Below are 16,097 nucleotides of genomic sequence, written 5' to 3' on the forward strand. Positions count from 1 at the left end.
TTAATTCCTTCAGGGCAATCCATTCTAAATCCAGGAAAAGAGCCTCCGACAAAGAATTGGAGAGGAGATAAAACAGATGAAACATCCATACCTAAGTGAAGATCATGAGATTTTCCGTAAGTCATTCCGAAAGTTTTTAGAGAAAGAAGCAGTTCCCCACTATGAACGATGGGAAGAAGAGAGGATCATTCCCCGGTCATTTTGGGTGAAAATGGGGGAACAGGGTTTTTTATGTCCGGACCTAGGAGAAGATTATGGGGGTTCAGGGGGAGATTGGGGCTTTTCAGTCATAATTAATGAGGAATTGGAAAGAGTCGGTTCTGGTTTCATTGGTTTCGGACTTCACAGTGACATCACCGTTCCGTATATTTCCGCATACGGAAATGAGTCGCAGAAACAGCGCTGGCTTCCCAAATGCACGACGGGGGAAATCATTACAGCCATTGCCATGACAGAGCCTGGTACAGGTTCGGATTTGGCCAATATTAAAACGACTGCCATTTTGGACGGAGATCATTACATAGTAAATGGCCAAAAGACATTCATCACGAATGGCATACATGCGGATTTGGTCATCGTTGCCTGTAAAACGGATCCAAATGCTGTTCCGAAACATAAAGGCGTTAGCTTAGTTGTGGTCGAAAGGGATACACCCGGGTTTTCCAGGGGTCGAAAACTGAAGAAGCTTGGTTTGCACAGTCAGGATACAGCAGAGCTCATCTTCGAGGATTGCCGTGTTCCAAAGGAAAACCTGCTTGGTGAAGAAGGCAAAGGGTTTAATTACCTAATGGATAAACTGCAGCAGGAACGACTTGTGGTGGCAATTTGTGCTCAAACCGCATCTGAGGATATGCTGGCCGATACGATTGAGTATGTGAAGGGCAGGGAAGCGTTCGGAAAATCCGTAAGTCAGTTTCAAAATACTCAATTCAAAATCGCGGAAATGGCAACGGAAATCAAAATGGGGCGTGCCTTCCTAGATCAATTGATCACCAAACATATGGCTGGTGAACAGGTTGTAACGGAAGTTTCGATGGCAAAATGGCGTTTGACGGAGACTGCCAGAAAAATATCCATTGAATGCATGCAGCTTCATGGCGGCTATGGATATATGGAGGAATACAAGATTGCCAGAAGGTATCGGGATGTTCCGGTAGCGAGCATCTATGCCGGGACAAATGAAATCATGAAGAAGATCATCGCTAAGAATATGGGTCTTTAATTTAATAAAAAGGTTGAGAAGGGAAGAGAGTATATGCGGGAAGTGGTTATCGTTGAAGGGATTCGCACGCCAGTAGGCAGAAGGAATGGTGTCTTGAAAGACGTCCGCCCTGATGATCTGGCAGGGGAAGTATTGAAGAAGCTGATTGAAAAGGCGGGCATCGATCCGGCTATTGTCGATGATGTCATTTTAGGCTGTGTTTCACAGTCGGGCGAACAGGCCGGTGATATAGCAAGGGTTGCTGCACTGATTGCCGGATTTCCGATTGAAGTGCCGGGAACGACGATTGACCGTCAATGCGGATCAAGTCAGCAGGCAGTCCACTTCGCTTCCCAGGCCATCTTGTCGGGTGATATGGATGTGGTAGTGGCAGGTGGAGTGGAAAACATGTCACGAGTTCCCATGGGGTCTAATTACCAAGGTGCTGTAACAAGCCAAAAGTATATGGACCTTTATGAGGTGATCAACCAAGGGTTATCAGCTGAGAGAATTGCCGATAAGTGGGGAATAACACGTGAAGATTGTGATCAGTTTTCCGTGGAGAGCCATGCCAAGGCAATACGTGCTCAAAAAGAGGGACATTTTAATCGTGAAATGATATCAGTATCGGGTACTGATAAAGAAGGAAATCATATCGAAGTTACGGAAGATCAAGGCCCAAGGGGTGGAACTACGCTTGAAGTACTTGCTGGATTGAAACCGGTTTTCCAAGAAGACGGTTTAATCCATGCGGGGAATTCAAGTCAAATCAGTGACGGTGCTGCCGCTTTATTATTGATGGAACGCAGTAAAGCCGAAGAGCTTGGATTGAAACCGCGCTTTAAAGTGCATACACGGGTTGTTGTCGGGTCAGATCCCACCCTGATGCTTACGGGGCCGATTCCCGCCACCCAAAAAGCTTTGGAAAAAGCAGGTCTTACAATTGAAGATATCGACATATTTGAAGTGAATGAGGCTTTCGCTCCTGTACCGATTGCCTGGCTAAAAGAAACGGGGGCAGACCCGAAGAAACTGAATCCAAATGGCGGGGCGATTGCCTTGGGTCATCCTCTTGGCGGCAGCGGGGCCAGATTGATGGTGTCAATGATCCATGAGTTAGAAAGGACTGGCGGCCGTTATGGGCTGCAAACAATGTGTGAAGGTCATGGGATGGCGAATGCGACCATCATAGAAAGATTGGACTGAAACTGGACATTCCATTTATGAATATTCGTAATTCGCACGAAAGTAAAAGCTGAAAAGGGATGAAGCCGACCATCGCAGGCTTTGCCTGAACTCTTCCTGTTGATGGTGGGCCTACTTGAGGAGGAAAATGATATGTCAGTGACGATTAAAAATATCTTTGATCAGACGGTTCAGGAATTCCCCATTAAAGAAGCTATCTACGACGTGAGAAGAAATATCCGCTATACGTACATTCAATGGAATGAGCAGGTGAATAGGTTGGCGGCGGCCCTTCAAGCGGAAGGGGTGCGGAAAGGGGACAGGGTCTCTACGTACCTTTACAACAATGAAGAGCTTGCAACAGCATTCTTTGCCTGTGCAAAAATCGGTGCAATCTTTAATCCAATCAATTTCCGGTTAATGCCGGAAGAGTTGGCTTTCATCTTGAACGACGCTGCTCCAAAGGTCGTTTTATTCGAACACGAATTGGAAGCGAACGTTGCCGCGGTTGAAAAGCGTTTTTCGGAAACGGCCTTTTGGTATATTGATGATGATGTACCTGGATATGCCAAAGGTTACCGCCAGAAATTGGCCAGCATCTCATCAAAGCCAGAAGAAGTGGATGTTCACGAGGATGATATCTATGCCATCATGTATACGAGCGGGACTACCGGACGTCCCAAAGGGGTCATCCACCTTCATAAAGATATGGTCAAACAAGCAGAGATTTTAATAGAAGCAATGAAGTACGAACGCTCTGATATCGGTTTGATTACTGCACCGATGTTCCATTGTGCCGAATTGCACTGTTCCTTTTTACCTCGCGTACAGGTCGGTGCCGCAAATGTCATATTACATCAGTTTAATCCCAAAAAGGTAATGGAACTGATTGAATCCGAGGGGATCACCAAGTTTTTTGCTGCTCCTACGATGTGGAACATGCTCATTCAGGAAAACTTGGATGATTATAAATTCCAGAGTTTGAAGCTTGGGCTTTATGGAGCAGCCCCGATGGCCCCCTCACTTGTAAGGGCCTGTCAGGAGAAACTCGGCATGCAGTTCATCCAAGCTTATGGAATGACTGAAATGGGTCCCGCCATCACTCTCCTATTGGAGGAAGATCAAATTAGGAAAGCAGGTTCTGCCGGCAAGGCATGCTCCGAACATGAAATCATCATTGTCCGCCCGAATGAAGAAGGGCCATCGGATCCCGAGGATATGCTTGAACCTGGGGAAACAGGGGAGATCCTTGTGAAGGGTCCATGTATCATGCAGGGTTACTTTCAAAAAGATAGAGAGACCGAAACGGCGCTTTACAAAGGCTGGTACCATTCCGGTGACATCGGTTTCCTGGATGAGGATGGATATCTGTGGGTCAAGGACCGGGTGGACGACATGATCATTTCCGGTGGGGAAAATATATATCCACGGGAAGTGGAGGATACATTATATGAGCATCCAGGAGTTCTCGACTGTGCAGTCCTTGGTCAGCCAGATGATCATTGGGGGGAAATGGTAACGGCCTTCATCGTAGCCAAAGACCCAACGCTAGCGGAATCCGACTTAGAAACCTGGTGTAAGAACAGTGAAACACTGGCGAACTATAAACGTCCAAGAAGATATATCTTCAGTAATGAGCTGCCTCGAAACGCAAGTGGGAAGATGCAAAAATTCTTGCTTCGTAAACAGTTGGAAGAAAATGCTGATGGAAAAAGTTTGGGGAACCTTCTTTAATGCTGGGGTCAATAGCAATAAGCCTACTGACAAGTTAGGGGTGGAAAAGTCATTTGGCATACGATAATACTTGGAGGTAAGACTTAATATAGACCGTAACAGATAGTTATTATATAAATAATAATCCTGTGGAACAATTCAAGGAGAGAGAATAGTTATCCACAAAAATAATGCTGAGTGGTTAGCTTAAAATCTACTTTATCCACATAATCCACAGGGTTATCCAGAAATAACATTATTTTCATGTTGATAAGGTGATTTATTGTACTTGTTTTTTATCAGTATTTTCTGAATATATCCACAATATACACAGGGCTGTGGATAAGCTATGTAAATAAAGAAAACATAAGGGGCTGATTTACAGCCCCTTGGTTGGTTTTTCCTGCTTATAAGCGGCGATTATGAGCACGGCGGTCAGCCGCATTTGCCCGGGCTTGTGCCTCGATGTCTTCCTGGTCAGCCAGTTCGGAAGAATATTCAACGTCAAGTCCGTCACTTTTCAGGTTTTTAGGAACCTGAGGAAGTTTCTGTTTGTTCTTATCTCGATTATGGTGTATGTTATTGCGTCCCATGTTAGCGCCCCCTAGAATAAAAAATAAGCTGGAGATGAATTCATTTATCATCTCCAGCTTATTTTGTGTTGAGTGGCTGTTCAAAATGTACGGGAAAAAACTCCAAACTTAACGACGGGATTTCTTTTCGGTATATCCACCAGCCCGATCTGCTTTTTTAAATTCGCGAGCATAAAGAATCGCTTGTGTACTAGTCAAGTTACTTTTCTCTTTATCGTGTTTTTTAAGCAATTAGATCATCTCCATTCCACTTAATATCCCTATTTTTTCCTAAAATGACCCTTTCATACGTGAGAATCTTCTTTTAAGGTATTTTGTAAAGCTTCTTTAAGGGTTGGAAAGGAGAAGGTGAATCCTTCCTCTTTAAGTTTAGCGGGAAGGACATTTTGCCCTTCAAGTACAAGTATGCTCATTTCCCCAAGCAGTTTCTTGAGGAAGAAGGGAGGTACGGGCAACCAATGGGGCCGGTGCAGGACAGCTCCTATCGTTTTCCCGAATGTATCCATCTGAACGGGGTTCGGTGCAGTAAAATTGACTGGACCTTCTATCCGAGCATCGTTCATGCAAAAGATGATTGCACGGACCACGTCATGGATATGAATCCAGGAAAGCCACTGATTCCCTTTGCCCATCTTTCCTCCGCCGAATAGTTTATAGGGGAGGACCATCATTGGCAGTGCACCGTCTTTTTCTCCAAGAATCACCCCGAATCTTGTCAGAATCAACCTTTTACTGTAAGAGCGTGATTTAGCCGCTTCCTTTTCCCATAGTTGAACAGTACGGGCCAAGAAATCATCACCAATCGATTCAGAGGTTTCGGTAAAGGTTTCATTGTCCGAAATCCCATAATATCCGATTGCACTTGCATTAATGATGACGGACACTTTATCGGGCAGTATGGAAATGATCCGGTTCATCTCTTTGGAAGCTTCGACCCTGCTTTCGACAATCCGGCGTTTCCGTTCAGGTGTCCAACGCCCGCTGTTTAAAGATTCACCAGCAAGGTTAATGAAAACATCGAGCCCTGCCAAGTGTTTTTCCGGCTTTGCGTCCTTGGTCAACCAGCCGATATATGTCAAATTAGTCTGTTTATTAAATTTTTCGGGATGACGCGTCAAAATATATATATCATGATTTTCTTTTGATAATTCATCAATAAGGGCTGTGCCGACAAAACCGCTTCCACCAGCAATGGCTATTTTCATGAAAACCACTTCCTTTCCCTTTCTTTCCTTCACTTTAACATGCCCATGTTCTTTTTTCATTTTTAGACATGCTATATATAGAAATGGTAAACGTAAAGGGGTAAAGTAGTGGAGGGGGTGGATTTATGCCAAACATAACAAAAATAACAACCCAAAAGAAACGTAAAGATCGTTATAACATTTTCGTTGACGAAAAATATGCCTTCAGTGTAGACGAAGAAGTGCTATTGAAATTTCACTTAAAAAAGGGTATGGAACTTGATGACCTGCTTTTGGCTGAAATACAATTCCATGATGAAATCCAAAAAGCATTTACCGATGCACTTAATTATTTATCATACCGGATGCGCTCGGAATCGGAAATTCGCCTTTATTTAAAAAAGAAGGAAACGGAAGAGCCGATCATTAAGGAAGCGATACATAAACTTTACAGCTTTAACTATTTAGACGACCTTGAATTTGCCAAGGCTTACGTACGGACCCATGTGAATGGCGGCAATAAAGGGCCCACTACCCTTAAGCTCGAGCTTAAGGAAAAAGGGGTGCAAGAAAAGTTGGTTGTCGAGGCATTGAAGGAATACCCCTATGATATTCAGATTGAACATGCAAGCAAACTTGCTGGAAAAGCGGTCAAAAAGGAAAAAAACATTTCCGAACGAGCTTTAAAGCTGAAGGTTGAACAAACCTTGTTACGGAAAGGCTTCCCAAGAGATGTCATCCATGAAGCACTTGAAGATGTGACGGTTGAAAAGGATGAAGATGAACAATGGGATTCTCTTTGCCACCATGCCGAAAAAATGCAACGTCGATATAAAAACCATGAAGGCTTCGAATATGAACAAAAAATGAAGCAGGCATTATACCGAAAAGGTTTTCCAATAGAATTGATTGAGCGTTATCTTTCCAATCCTGATGGGGATTAAGTGCATCGATAGCCAAATCGCAAAATTTTGTTTAATATAGAGGTAAATTAATATTTCATTTAAGGAGTCATATATATGAGCGACGTAAGATACAGCAAGTTGTCCGCCTATGAACTACAGCAGGAAATTGCAGCGTTGACTGAAAAAGCGAGAAAAGCAGAGCAATTGGGAATGGTTAATGAATTTTCAGTATTGGAACGAAAAGTGACGATGGCAAAGGCCTATTTGTTAAATCCGGATGATTTCAAAAAAGGTGAAATATATCAAATTGACGGAGATCCCGGTGTCTATTTCAAAATTGATTATATGAATGGCGTATTCGCCTGGGGATACCGCTTAGGCGGAAGCGGTAAGGAAGAAGCACTGCCGATTTCAATGTTAAAATAAAAAGGAACCGGGGAACTACCCGATTCCTTCTGGTGCATCTTTTAATTCGATCGCTCGTTTGAGGCTTTCATTCTTTCTTGAGGGTGTGTATTTATACTGCCATCTGCACGCTTTGAAGCATACCTTGCTTTGGCACGAGGCTCGCCTTGGAATTTATTATTGTTTTGGTTGGGGAATCCTTTTTGTTTATTTCGCAAATTTTTCTCCTCCAAGCATCAGATTAAAGACAGAAGCGTTTCCGCTTACCACTAGTATGGGTATGGAACAGTATAGTTCATTCTGTAAAAATATTGGCAATGAGGTGGTTCTAATGAATGATTACCATGAAAGATTAACCAAGATACTGCTTGAGAAAAATGAACACATCACGTATGAGCAAGCTTTGACTTGGGTGGAATTATTATGGGAAGATTTCGAGGCGACCTATGCAAAGGCCGGGCATGAATATGCCGGAGAAGAAATGACATCGCGAGTTGTAAGGACCTGGATTGATAACTACGGTGAGCAATTCCACGAATTCATTGCAAAAAACCCTAAATATCAACAGTTATTAAATCAGCAGAATCGAGTGCATTAAAAAAGCTGATTCCAGAGGGGTTCCCTGGAATCAGCTCTTTTTCAATACGCAGTGACTACAAAATAATATTCAATTTCTTCTGCAGTTTCGCTTCGCTAAAGATCCAGCCGGTATAAGAATTCAAGATATTCAATTCGCTGTCTAAATGGACCACTGCCACAAACGGGTAATATCCATTGCTGCGGTATCTTAAATCGATAAAACGGACTTCATAATATTCTTTAATCTGTTCGATTTCAAATCGGTAAACCGGCGAAAAGGACAGAAAGGCTGCCAAGTTGATATCCTTTTTGGCGGCTTCAAGAATTTCACTTTCAGGCAATGGCACTCGATCGAAGGTATCTAGAATCGTCACATATCCATTATCGGCCCGTGCCACATAATAATTCTTTTCGGTAATCACCGCAATTTTCCAGCGATGAAAACGCATGGTCGGTGATAATAGGATTTTCCTTGCTCCTGGAATTTGCTTTTTGACCACTTTTTTTATAAAAGCTTGTTCCCTGAACCTGGAAATATAATAAATGACGAGTATTCCGTAAATGGAAAGAAATAAATAGCCTGGAGGAAATCCATAGCCCCATAATATCAGGCCGGCAACATGTATTCCAAAAATGAACGGGTCAAATGTATTGATGACCCCTAAAGCTACCCATTTTGACGAAATCGGCCTGAGAGCCTGGGTCCCATAAGCATTGAATATATCCACGAACACGTGAAGGAAAACGGCTAAAAAGGTCCAAAGCCAAAGATGAAGGTAATTTGCTTCAGGTAAGATGGCGAAAAGTGCTCCGCTGATAATCAAGGGCCAGAGTAAAACAGCGGGAATGGAATGCGTGATTCCACGGTGGTTTCGTATATATACAGCGTTATTCCTTAATTTTAAAACAGTGTCAATGTCCGGAGCTTGTGATCCCAATATCGTACCTGCTATGACTGCACTTGCAGTGACTGGGCTCTGCGCAATGACAGGATCTAATGTGGCAAGACCTCCAAGAGCAATTCCCATGACAAAGTGAGTACCTGTATCCAAAAAACTAACCTCCCTGCCACAATTTGAAAAAAATGGTCTTCTTTCATCATACCGTATTTATATATTAACCATCAAATGAATATAATTTTGATTTATTTCCATGAATCTTTACAAATAAATGAATATGAACATGATATTAAAAAAAGAATGGCCTACTATAGGTATTCCCAATTTTGATAAGAGTGTAACATCTTTGGAGGAACTGATGTGAAAGAAATAACGATCCCGACAATAGAAAAAATAAAAATCGATGAATTTCAAAAAGATTTGGTTTCCTGGTTTCTCGAAGAACAAAGAGAATTGCCATGGAGGGAAAATAAGGACCCGTACCGTGTTTGGGTTTCTGAAATAATGCTGCAGCAAACGAGAGTGGACACGGTGATTCCTTATTTCAACCGGTTTGTGGAATGGTTTCCTACACTCGAGGATTTTGCCAATGCCGATGAAGAGAAAATCCTAAAAGCATGGGAAGGGCTGGGATATTATTCACGTGTAAGGAATCTGCATAGTGCCGTTCAGGAAGTGAAGGCATCCTATAATGGGATTGTACCGGATGATCCCGATGAAATATCCAAATTGAAAGGTGTCGGCCCTTATACAGCTGGTGCGATACTTAGTATCGCATACGGTAAGCCGGAGCCAGCCGTTGATGGAAACGTCATGCGTGTTTTATCAAGGATATTGATGATATATGAAGACATTGCAAAGCCAAAGACAAGAAAAACTTTCGAAGCAGCCGTCAGAAAGCTGATCGATCATGAACATACCTCAGCCTTCAATCAAGCGTTGATGGAACTTGGAGCATTGATTTGTACACCAGGTAAGCCTGCCTGCCTATTATGTCCCGTCCAAAGTCATTGTCTAGCATTTGAAGCTGGGGTTCAGTCGGAATTGCCGGTGAAAATCCAAAAGAAAAAGACGCGGGATGTACCAATTGTAGCTGCCGTTTTAACGAATGAAAAAGGTGAGTTTTTAATTCACAAGCGAGCACCAGAAGGATTGCTTGCAAATCTTTGGGAATATCCGAATTTCGAAAACCATTCATCCCTTTTGCATAAGAGGGAGTTCTTCGAAAGTAGGTTTCAGGAAATGTATGGCGTCAAACCGGAAATCACTGAATCACTTGTAAGAATTGAACATGTTTTCTCACACCTCGTTTGGAAAGTGGACACGTATATCGGAGTGGTCAAAGAAGCCATCAGTGAAGAGACATTAAGAGAACAGCAACTTAAGTGGGTGAGTGAGGCAGAGATGGAGGAGTTGGCATTTCCGGTTTCCCACCAAAAAATGATGAGAGCGTATAAAGAAAAAGAGTGTATCGAATAAATCTTTATAGTATTCAAGCATTCATGGGGTCAATCATATTACATTCTTTATTTTTTGGGTGCGATTTGTATTTCCCTGGGAACAGGGATATTATGCTAAAAGAGGATATCCGCTAAGATATCCTCTTCCTTTTGTTGATTATTAAAACGATATCCGTATAAAATCAATCGTAAATGGTTTTCGTTCCATGGGTATAATCTGCTTCTTGTCTATTAAGTCCGCCTCTATTTTCAATTTCTTTGACGATTTCGCTATGGATACTCTGTCCTTCTTGGTTTAAATAAGGTACCATTTGTTGAAGGGAGTGATGAAAATAGGCAAGTTCACTATTTTCCCAATCCGATTTTTGCATCATCGATAACTCTGTCATATCACGTCCAACATACATAACAGTAACACTCCTTAAAAAAAATGATTTTTATTACTAGGTGTTTACTCAGAAAGGATGAATAAACGTATGGAACAAAAAGTGGCACTCGTTACAGGTAGCAGTAAAGGTTTAGGCAGAAGCACGGCAATAAGGCTTGCAGAGGAAGGTTACGACCTCGTTATTAATTATGCCCGGAGCAAGTCGAAAGCATTAGAAGTGGCGGCCGAAATTGAAGCGTTAGGGCGCAAAGCCCTTGTAGTTAAGGCAAATGTCGGTGACGTTGCAAAAGTGAAAAGCATGTTCGAGGAAATCGATGCTTATTATGGACGTTTGGATATTTTCATTAATAATGCGGCCTCTGGAGTGCAGCGCCCATTGATGGAGCTGGAGGAATCCCATTGGAACTGGACCATGGACATCAATACAAAAGCCCTCCTTTTCTGCGCACAGGAAGCGGCGAAATTAATGGAGAGGAACGGCGGAGGGAAAATTGTCAGCATCAGTTCACTGGGATCCATTCGCTATTTGAAAAATTATACAGCTGTTGGAGTTTCCAAGGCTGCACTTGAAGCACTGACAAGATATTTAGCGGTCGAACTGGCTGCAAAAAATATTTGTGTCAATGCTGTATCAGGCGGTGTGATCGATACGGATGCCCTGAAGTCTTTCCCGAATCGGGATGAAATGCTTGCTGAGGCGGCAGATCAGACTCCCGCTGGCCGGATGGTCGAGGTGGAAGATATGGTGAATACCATCCTGTTTTTAATTTCCGATGGAGCCAGTATGATTCGTGGACAAACCGTAATTGTTGATGGAGGCATTTCATTGCTTGTTTAATGTAACTGGAAAAATTTAAATGATTTTTGTTGGATAGCACTCCTGGATAATGGTTATCTTATTATCGTGGAGGTGATATCAATGGCTAAAAACATGAATAAATCACAAGCAGGTACAAATGTTCAACAAGTGAGACAACAAAACGCGCAATCTCAACAAGGTCAAGGTCAATTCGGTACAGAGTTTGCTTCTGAAACCAACGCTCAAGAAGTGAGACAACAAAACGCGCAATCTCAACAAAGAAAAGGCCAAGGTCAAGCACAAGGCCAATTCGGTACAGAGTTTGCTTCTGAAACTAACGTTCAAGAAGTGAAACAACAAAACCAAAAATCTCAAAGCAATAAAAACCAAGGCTAATTGCCGATGAAAAAGCATCCTTCTTATGAAGGGTGCTTTTTTTTGCCTTTCATTGTATTCGACAAATGTTTCGTTGTGTTTACATTTTATGTCAAAGGAAAAAGCTGATTAAAATAGAATATACATACTTATAGAAAAAATACAGATTAGGAAGGTGCATTCATGGAGGAATTTAACCGGCTTATTAACAACCAGTTGAAAACGATGGATAAGCTTTTACTTTTACAATCCGAAATCGAAAGATGCCAAGATATAGAGAAGCAACTCCTTGCCCTGGAAGAGGAGAGTGAAGCGGTCACCATTCAGGAAGAGATTCAACTCAAAAAGCAGGAATTGAAAAGTATCCATGATATGTTCGAGAAGCAAACGGAAGAAGTCATCCGTTATTTTCAGCAAGGACAGGCTGCCATACGATAAATAACCGGCTAATTTCTTAGTTAAAATGGGTGGATGGTCAGACTTTTTCGACTTATTTACACATTTTCACTGGGAGATTAGCCACTTTTGTTTTAAATTTGTGAATAAATCGCTATAATATAGGAATATAGGGTAAATGGAAAAAAGTATATATTTTAAATACACACAACAACTGCAAACGGAATAGGGCACAGTACGCTGTCAGGGTGTCTATAGAAAGTAGGGAGAGATAAATGGGGATTGTTCCTGCCGAAGGAGGAAAAATCCAAATCCACAGCTATAAACATAATGGACATATCCATCGTATCTGGGAAGAGACAACCGTTTTAAAAGGGACCCAAAATCTGGTGATAGCAGCGAATGACCGTACTATGGTAACGGAATCAGATGGAAGGACCTGGATTACGAGAGAGCCGGCGATTTGCTATTTTCATTCAAAGTATTGGTTTAATGTTATTGGTATGTTGAGAGAGGACGGGGTTTATTATTATTGCAATATCAGTTCGCCGTTCACATACGATTCGGGAGCATTGAAATACATTGATTATGACCTGGACATTAAAGTATTCCCAGATATGACGTTTAATTTGCTGGATGAGGATGAATATGAAAGGCATCGGAAAGAAATGAATTACCCGGATGCCATCGATTCAATATTGAAACAGAACGTAGACTATTTGATTTATATGATACGCCAGCGAAAAGGACCATTCTCCGCAGAGTTTATTGATAGTTGGTATGAACGCTTTTTAACCTATCGATGATAGAAAAGGCCTGCTGCTTAATTGGCAGGCTTTTTCATTGTGTAACATATATCTACACAACTGTTTCAATCTATCACGATGCAGGAACCATTAAACCTCCTTTAAATGTGTTTGAAAGTTAGTGAATGAAATCCTTTTGATACTTAATCATCGAAAAGGAAAATATAATTGAACAGTGCATATAAGATTCCAAATTGCTGGTATGGACTTTTTTCATTTGGATTTAATGATTCAGAAAAGGAGGTATTCCGTGGGGAGCATTAAGAGATATTTGCAATTCGTCAAACCATATAAATGGCAGATAATCGGAACGGTACTGATTGGATTGCTAAAGTTCGCAATTCCGCTTCTGCTTCCATTGCTCAGTAAGTATATAGTGGATGACATCATCGGAAATGGTGATCTGTCCAAGGCCGTGAAATCCGAACGCCTTTTATGGGCAATGGCCATCATGATTTTCATTTTCGTTGCAGTTAGACCGCCGATTGAGTATTACAGACAATATTTTGCGCAATGGACCGGAACGAAAATCTTATATGATATTCGTAATGATTTATTTACTCATATACAGAAACTGAGTTTTAAATATTATTCCAATACAAGGGTGGGCGAGGTCATTTCGAGGATGATCACGGATGTGGAACAAACGAAGAACTTTGTCATCACGGGTTTGATGAACCTTTGGCTCGATATAGCAACGATCATCATAGTGATAGTCATCATGTTTACAATGGACGTGAAGTTAACCGTTGTATCGATCATCATGCTTCCTTTTTACGCATTTTCGATTAAGCATTTCTTTGGCAAGCTGAGAACCTATACAAGGATTCGATCCCAAGCGTTAGCTGATGTACAGAGTCACCTTCATGAACGGGTTTCAGGGATGTCAGTCATCAAAAGCTTTGCGATAGAAGACAGGGAACAGGAATTGTTTGCGAAGCAAAACAAGAATTTCCTCGATAAGGCCCTAAAGCATACAAGCTGGAATGCCAAGTCATTTGCCGTCGTGAATACGATCACGGATATTGCCCCCTTGCTCGTAATAGGATTTGCCGGTTATCAGGTCATTCATGAACAATTGTCACTGGGTACCATGGTTGCCTTCGTCGGTTTCATTGACCGGCTTTATAATCCCCTAAGACGTTTAGTTAACTCTTCGACGACAATGACCCAGACATTGGCGTCCATGGACAGGGTTTTTGAGTTTGTGGATGAGAAGTATGATATCGATGACGAACCAGGGGCGAAAGAGCTTAAGCATGTGGAAGGCAGAATAACCTTTCAGGATGTATCGTTTGCTTATGACGAAAAAGAGGCACCCGTTTTGAAACATATAAACTTGGATGTCAAACCAGGGGAAACCATTGCACTTGTCGGGATGAGCGGCGGCGGAAAATCCTCGATCGTCAGTTTGATTTCCCGTTTCTATGATGTGACGGAGGGAAGGGTATTATTGGATGGGACGGATATCCGTAAGTATCAAGTCCGCAGCCTAAGAGATAAAATAGGAATGGTTCTACAGGATAATATCTTATTTAGCGAATCGGTTAAGGCCAACATCCTTATGGGACGGCCTGATGCAAGTGATGAAGAAGTATTTGAAGCGGCAAAGGCGGCGAATGCCCATGACTTCATCATGGGTCTGAAAGAAGGATATGAAACGAAAGTCGGGGAGCGGGGAGTTAAATTATCCGGAGGCCAAAAGCAACGGGTGGCCATTGCGAGGGTATTTTTGAAAAACCCGCCAATCCTTGTACTTGATGAAGCCACATCCGCATTGGATTTGGAAAGTGAACACTACATCCAGGAGGCGCTGGATATTTTAGCGAAAGACCGGACAACCATCATCGTGGCCCATCGGTTATCCACCATCACCCATGCCGATCGGATCGTTCATATCGATAATGGGGAAATTACGGAAATGGGAACACACGAAGAACTTATGAAAAAGCAAGGGCATTACTACAACCTATTTCAAGTACAACAATTGGATTCTTAAGAAGGATAGGAAAAACAATATATACAAAAGAAGACCATTCCGCTAACGGGAATGGTCTTTCTTGTGCGCATGCACGTTATGAAATCCTTTTTTCATGCAGCGTTTTTTTTCTGTCAGGAAGGAAATGCGGCAGATGCTTTATTCCCTCAGGCAAGGCGATGCCTACGATGATCAAGCACATCCCGAACCATTGCAGTGACGTAACCTGTTCATGCAAAAAGATGACGGAAACGACCATCGCTGAGGGCAGTTCCGCAGCACAAAGAATCGTTCCAAGGCCGACACCCACTTTGGGCAAACTGACAGCAAAGAAAAAGAAAGGAACTAAAACACCCAATGTGCCGAGCAGCAGACCGTAGTACCATAGGTTCGTTTGGACAAGATTCGTCACAAGTGTGACGGGGTTAGTTGTGAATACAGCAGTCAGCATACCACCTGTTGCAATGTAAAACAGCCGTTTCATTGAAGATTCCCCAACTGCGAATTGAGAGTTGCAATACATATATAGCGCAAAAAGCAAGGCAGACAATAGACCGAACAATACGCCTTTTAGGCTTAGGCCGGATAGAGGCTGACCAAAGATCGCGCCTGCAAATAATGTTCCGATGAAGAGAACGAAAATGGCAATGAGTTTATTTTTATCCGGGCGTCTTTTATTTATGAAACTTTCAATGAGGACGCCTATCCAGGTAAATTGAAATAAAAAGACAACGGCAATGGAAGCGGGAAGCTCGGATACGGAAACGGCATATGCCTTTCCGACGAAAGTGGACATCATGCCCGTGATTAAAAGTAATCCGGCACTCTTCCATGAAACTTTATATTTAAACGAAAAAAGAAATAACACGGAGACAATCAGCCAACCGACGAGGTATTGACTGCCGACCAGTTCTCCGGATGAATGGCCATCCATGAATCCAAACTTCATCATGGTGGATAATGTGCCATATGAGATCGAACCGATTAAGACCATTATGGAATACTTCAAAAGTTGCATATTTTTCACCCCTGTAAAAATAAAAATCGCCACCTGCCAAAAAGGCAAGTGACGAACGAAAAAAGGAAATCCTTTTAAAATTCCGTCTCTCAACAAAAGCTGAGTTTAAAAAAATGTTTGTGTTACATTACCTTAGCTTAAAGTCTTTGTGAATATTTGTCAACCAGAAAAATAAGTTAAGCCTGCAGGTCTATCTTTAATCTAAAGGCAGTG

19 protein-coding genes are annotated in these 16,097 nt (G+C 42.2%); 12 read left to right on the forward strand and 7 right to left on the reverse strand.

What is annotated here, in order from left to right:
• Positions 1-76 precede the first annotated feature (76 nt).
• The 3 genes from ACSR9O_RS21105 (at position 77) to ACSR9O_RS21115 (ending at position 4,120) form a co-directional block, all read left to right on the forward strand.
• Positions 77-1,222 (forward strand): acyl-CoA dehydrogenase family protein, encoded by a 1,146-nt coding sequence (locus ACSR9O_RS21105; RefSeq protein WP_491725021.1) that lies wholly within the window; start codon positions 77-79, stop codon positions 1,220-1,222.
• Positions 1,223-1,255: 33 nt separating this feature from the next.
• Positions 1,256-2,407, forward strand: coding sequence for a thiolase family protein (locus ACSR9O_RS21110; protein ID WP_491725022.1), 1,152 nt, complete (start codon positions 1,256-1,258; stop codon positions 2,405-2,407).
• Between the two features lie 132 nt (positions 2,408-2,539).
• Positions 2,540-4,120, forward strand: coding sequence for a fatty acid--CoA ligase (locus ACSR9O_RS21115; RefSeq protein ID WP_230178808.1), 1,581 nt, complete (start codon positions 2,540-2,542; stop codon positions 4,118-4,120).
• A 386-nt stretch (positions 4,121-4,506) separates the two neighbouring features.
• Here the strand turns inward: ACSR9O_RS21115 and ACSR9O_RS21120 are convergent, their stop codons facing one another.
• The 3 genes from ACSR9O_RS21120 to ACSR9O_RS21130 all read right to left on the reverse strand — a co-directional run bounded on the left by ACSR9O_RS21120 (position 4,507) and on the right by ACSR9O_RS21130 (position 5,897).
• Positions 4,507-4,692, reverse strand: a complete 186-nt coding sequence (locus ACSR9O_RS21120) for a YfhD family protein (protein ID WP_101225951.1) — start codon at positions 4,690-4,692, stop codon at positions 4,507-4,509.
• 108 nt (positions 4,693-4,800) lie between these two features.
• The gene (locus tag ACSR9O_RS21125; protein WP_081088510.1) at positions 4,801-4,923 is read right to left on the reverse strand and encodes a YfhE family protein; all 123 of its coding nucleotides are present in this window, start codon (positions 4,921-4,923) and stop codon (positions 4,801-4,803) included.
• 53 nt (positions 4,924-4,976) lie between these two features.
• Complete coding sequence (locus ACSR9O_RS21130; RefSeq protein ID WP_491725495.1) at positions 4,977-5,897, reverse strand: TIGR01777 family oxidoreductase; 921 nt, start codon at positions 5,895-5,897, stop codon at positions 4,977-4,979.
• A gap of 125 nt (positions 5,898-6,022) precedes the next feature.
• Between ACSR9O_RS21130 and recX the strand changes: the two genes are divergently transcribed.
• Together recX and ACSR9O_RS21140 are read left to right on the forward strand one after the other, a co-directional pair.
• On the forward strand, positions 6,023-6,820 hold the full coding sequence (gene recX, locus ACSR9O_RS21135) for a recombination regulator RecX (RefSeq protein ID WP_101225952.1): 798 nt from the start codon (positions 6,023-6,025) through the stop codon (positions 6,818-6,820).
• A gap of 75 nt (positions 6,821-6,895) precedes the next feature.
• The gene (locus ACSR9O_RS21140) at positions 6,896-7,207 is read left to right on the forward strand and encodes a YfhH family protein (RefSeq protein WP_063234815.1); all 312 of its coding nucleotides are present in this window, start codon (positions 6,896-6,898) and stop codon (positions 7,205-7,207) included.
• Between the two features lie 41 nt (positions 7,208-7,248).
• Here ACSR9O_RS21140 and ACSR9O_RS21145 read toward each other — a convergent pair whose 3' ends face one another.
• Positions 7,249-7,404 carry a small, acid-soluble spore protein K gene (locus ACSR9O_RS21145; protein ID WP_034305387.1) on the reverse strand — a complete coding sequence of 52 codons (156 nt, stop codon included), beginning with the start codon at positions 7,402-7,404 and terminating at the stop codon, positions 7,249-7,251.
• A 113-nt stretch (positions 7,405-7,517) separates the two neighbouring features.
• On the opposite strand from ACSR9O_RS21145, the gene ACSR9O_RS21150 reads away from it, so the two are divergent.
• Positions 7,518-7,784: a YfhJ family protein gene (locus ACSR9O_RS21150; RefSeq protein ID WP_101225953.1), complete on the forward strand. Its 267-nt coding sequence runs from the start codon at positions 7,518-7,520 to the stop codon at positions 7,782-7,784.
• Positions 7,785-7,839: 55 nt separating this feature from the next.
• On the opposite strand, the gene ACSR9O_RS21155 is transcribed toward ACSR9O_RS21150, so the two are convergent.
• Positions 7,840-8,817: a metal-dependent hydrolase gene (locus tag ACSR9O_RS21155; RefSeq protein WP_101225954.1), complete on the reverse strand. Its 978-nt coding sequence runs from the start codon at positions 8,815-8,817 to the stop codon at positions 7,840-7,842.
• A 207-nt stretch (positions 8,818-9,024) separates the two neighbouring features.
• Between ACSR9O_RS21155 and mutY the strand changes: the two genes are divergently transcribed.
• Positions 9,025-10,143 (forward strand): A/G-specific adenine glycosylase, encoded by a 1,119-nt coding sequence (mutY, locus tag ACSR9O_RS21160; RefSeq protein ID WP_101225955.1) that lies wholly within the window; start codon positions 9,025-9,027, stop codon positions 10,141-10,143.
• Between the two features lie 163 nt (positions 10,144-10,306).
• Here mutY and yfhS read toward each other — a convergent pair whose 3' ends face one another.
• Positions 10,307-10,531 carry a mother cell protein YfhS gene (yfhS, locus tag ACSR9O_RS21165; protein WP_101225956.1) on the reverse strand — a complete coding sequence of 75 codons (225 nt, stop codon included), beginning with the start codon at positions 10,529-10,531 and terminating at the stop codon, positions 10,307-10,309.
• A 69-nt stretch (positions 10,532-10,600) separates the two neighbouring features.
• Between yfhS and fabL the strand changes: the two genes are divergently transcribed.
• From fabL to ACSR9O_RS21190, 5 genes are all read left to right on the forward strand, one after another.
• Positions 10,601-11,350: an enoyl-[acyl-carrier-protein] reductase FabL gene (gene fabL / locus ACSR9O_RS21170; protein ID WP_230178804.1), complete on the forward strand. Its 750-nt coding sequence runs from the start codon at positions 10,601-10,603 to the stop codon at positions 11,348-11,350.
• Positions 11,351-11,431: 81 nt separating this feature from the next.
• Complete coding sequence (locus tag ACSR9O_RS21175) at positions 11,432-11,707, forward strand: gamma-type small acid-soluble spore protein (RefSeq protein ID WP_402944846.1); 276 nt, start codon at positions 11,432-11,434, stop codon at positions 11,705-11,707.
• Positions 11,708-11,869: 162 nt separating this feature from the next.
• Complete coding sequence (locus tag ACSR9O_RS21180; RefSeq protein ID WP_063577340.1) at positions 11,870-12,124, forward strand: YgaB family protein; 255 nt, start codon at positions 11,870-11,872, stop codon at positions 12,122-12,124.
• 233 nt (positions 12,125-12,357) lie between these two features.
• Positions 12,358-12,888, forward strand: a complete 531-nt coding sequence (ntdP, locus tag ACSR9O_RS21185; protein WP_048685440.1) for a nucleoside tri-diphosphate phosphatase — start codon at positions 12,358-12,360, stop codon at positions 12,886-12,888.
• Positions 12,889-13,138: 250 nt separating this feature from the next.
• Positions 13,139-14,887 carry an ABC transporter ATP-binding protein gene (locus ACSR9O_RS21190; protein ID WP_101225958.1) on the forward strand — a complete coding sequence of 583 codons (1,749 nt, stop codon included), beginning with the start codon at positions 13,139-13,141 and terminating at the stop codon, positions 14,885-14,887.
• Between the two features lie 76 nt (positions 14,888-14,963).
• Here ACSR9O_RS21190 and ACSR9O_RS21195 read toward each other — a convergent pair whose 3' ends face one another.
• Positions 14,964-15,884 (reverse strand): EamA family transporter, encoded by a 921-nt coding sequence (locus ACSR9O_RS21195; protein WP_491725023.1) that lies wholly within the window; start codon positions 15,882-15,884, stop codon positions 14,964-14,966.
• Positions 15,885-16,097 lie beyond the last annotated feature (213 nt).

Source organism: Peribacillus sp. B65, assembly GCF_058513295.1.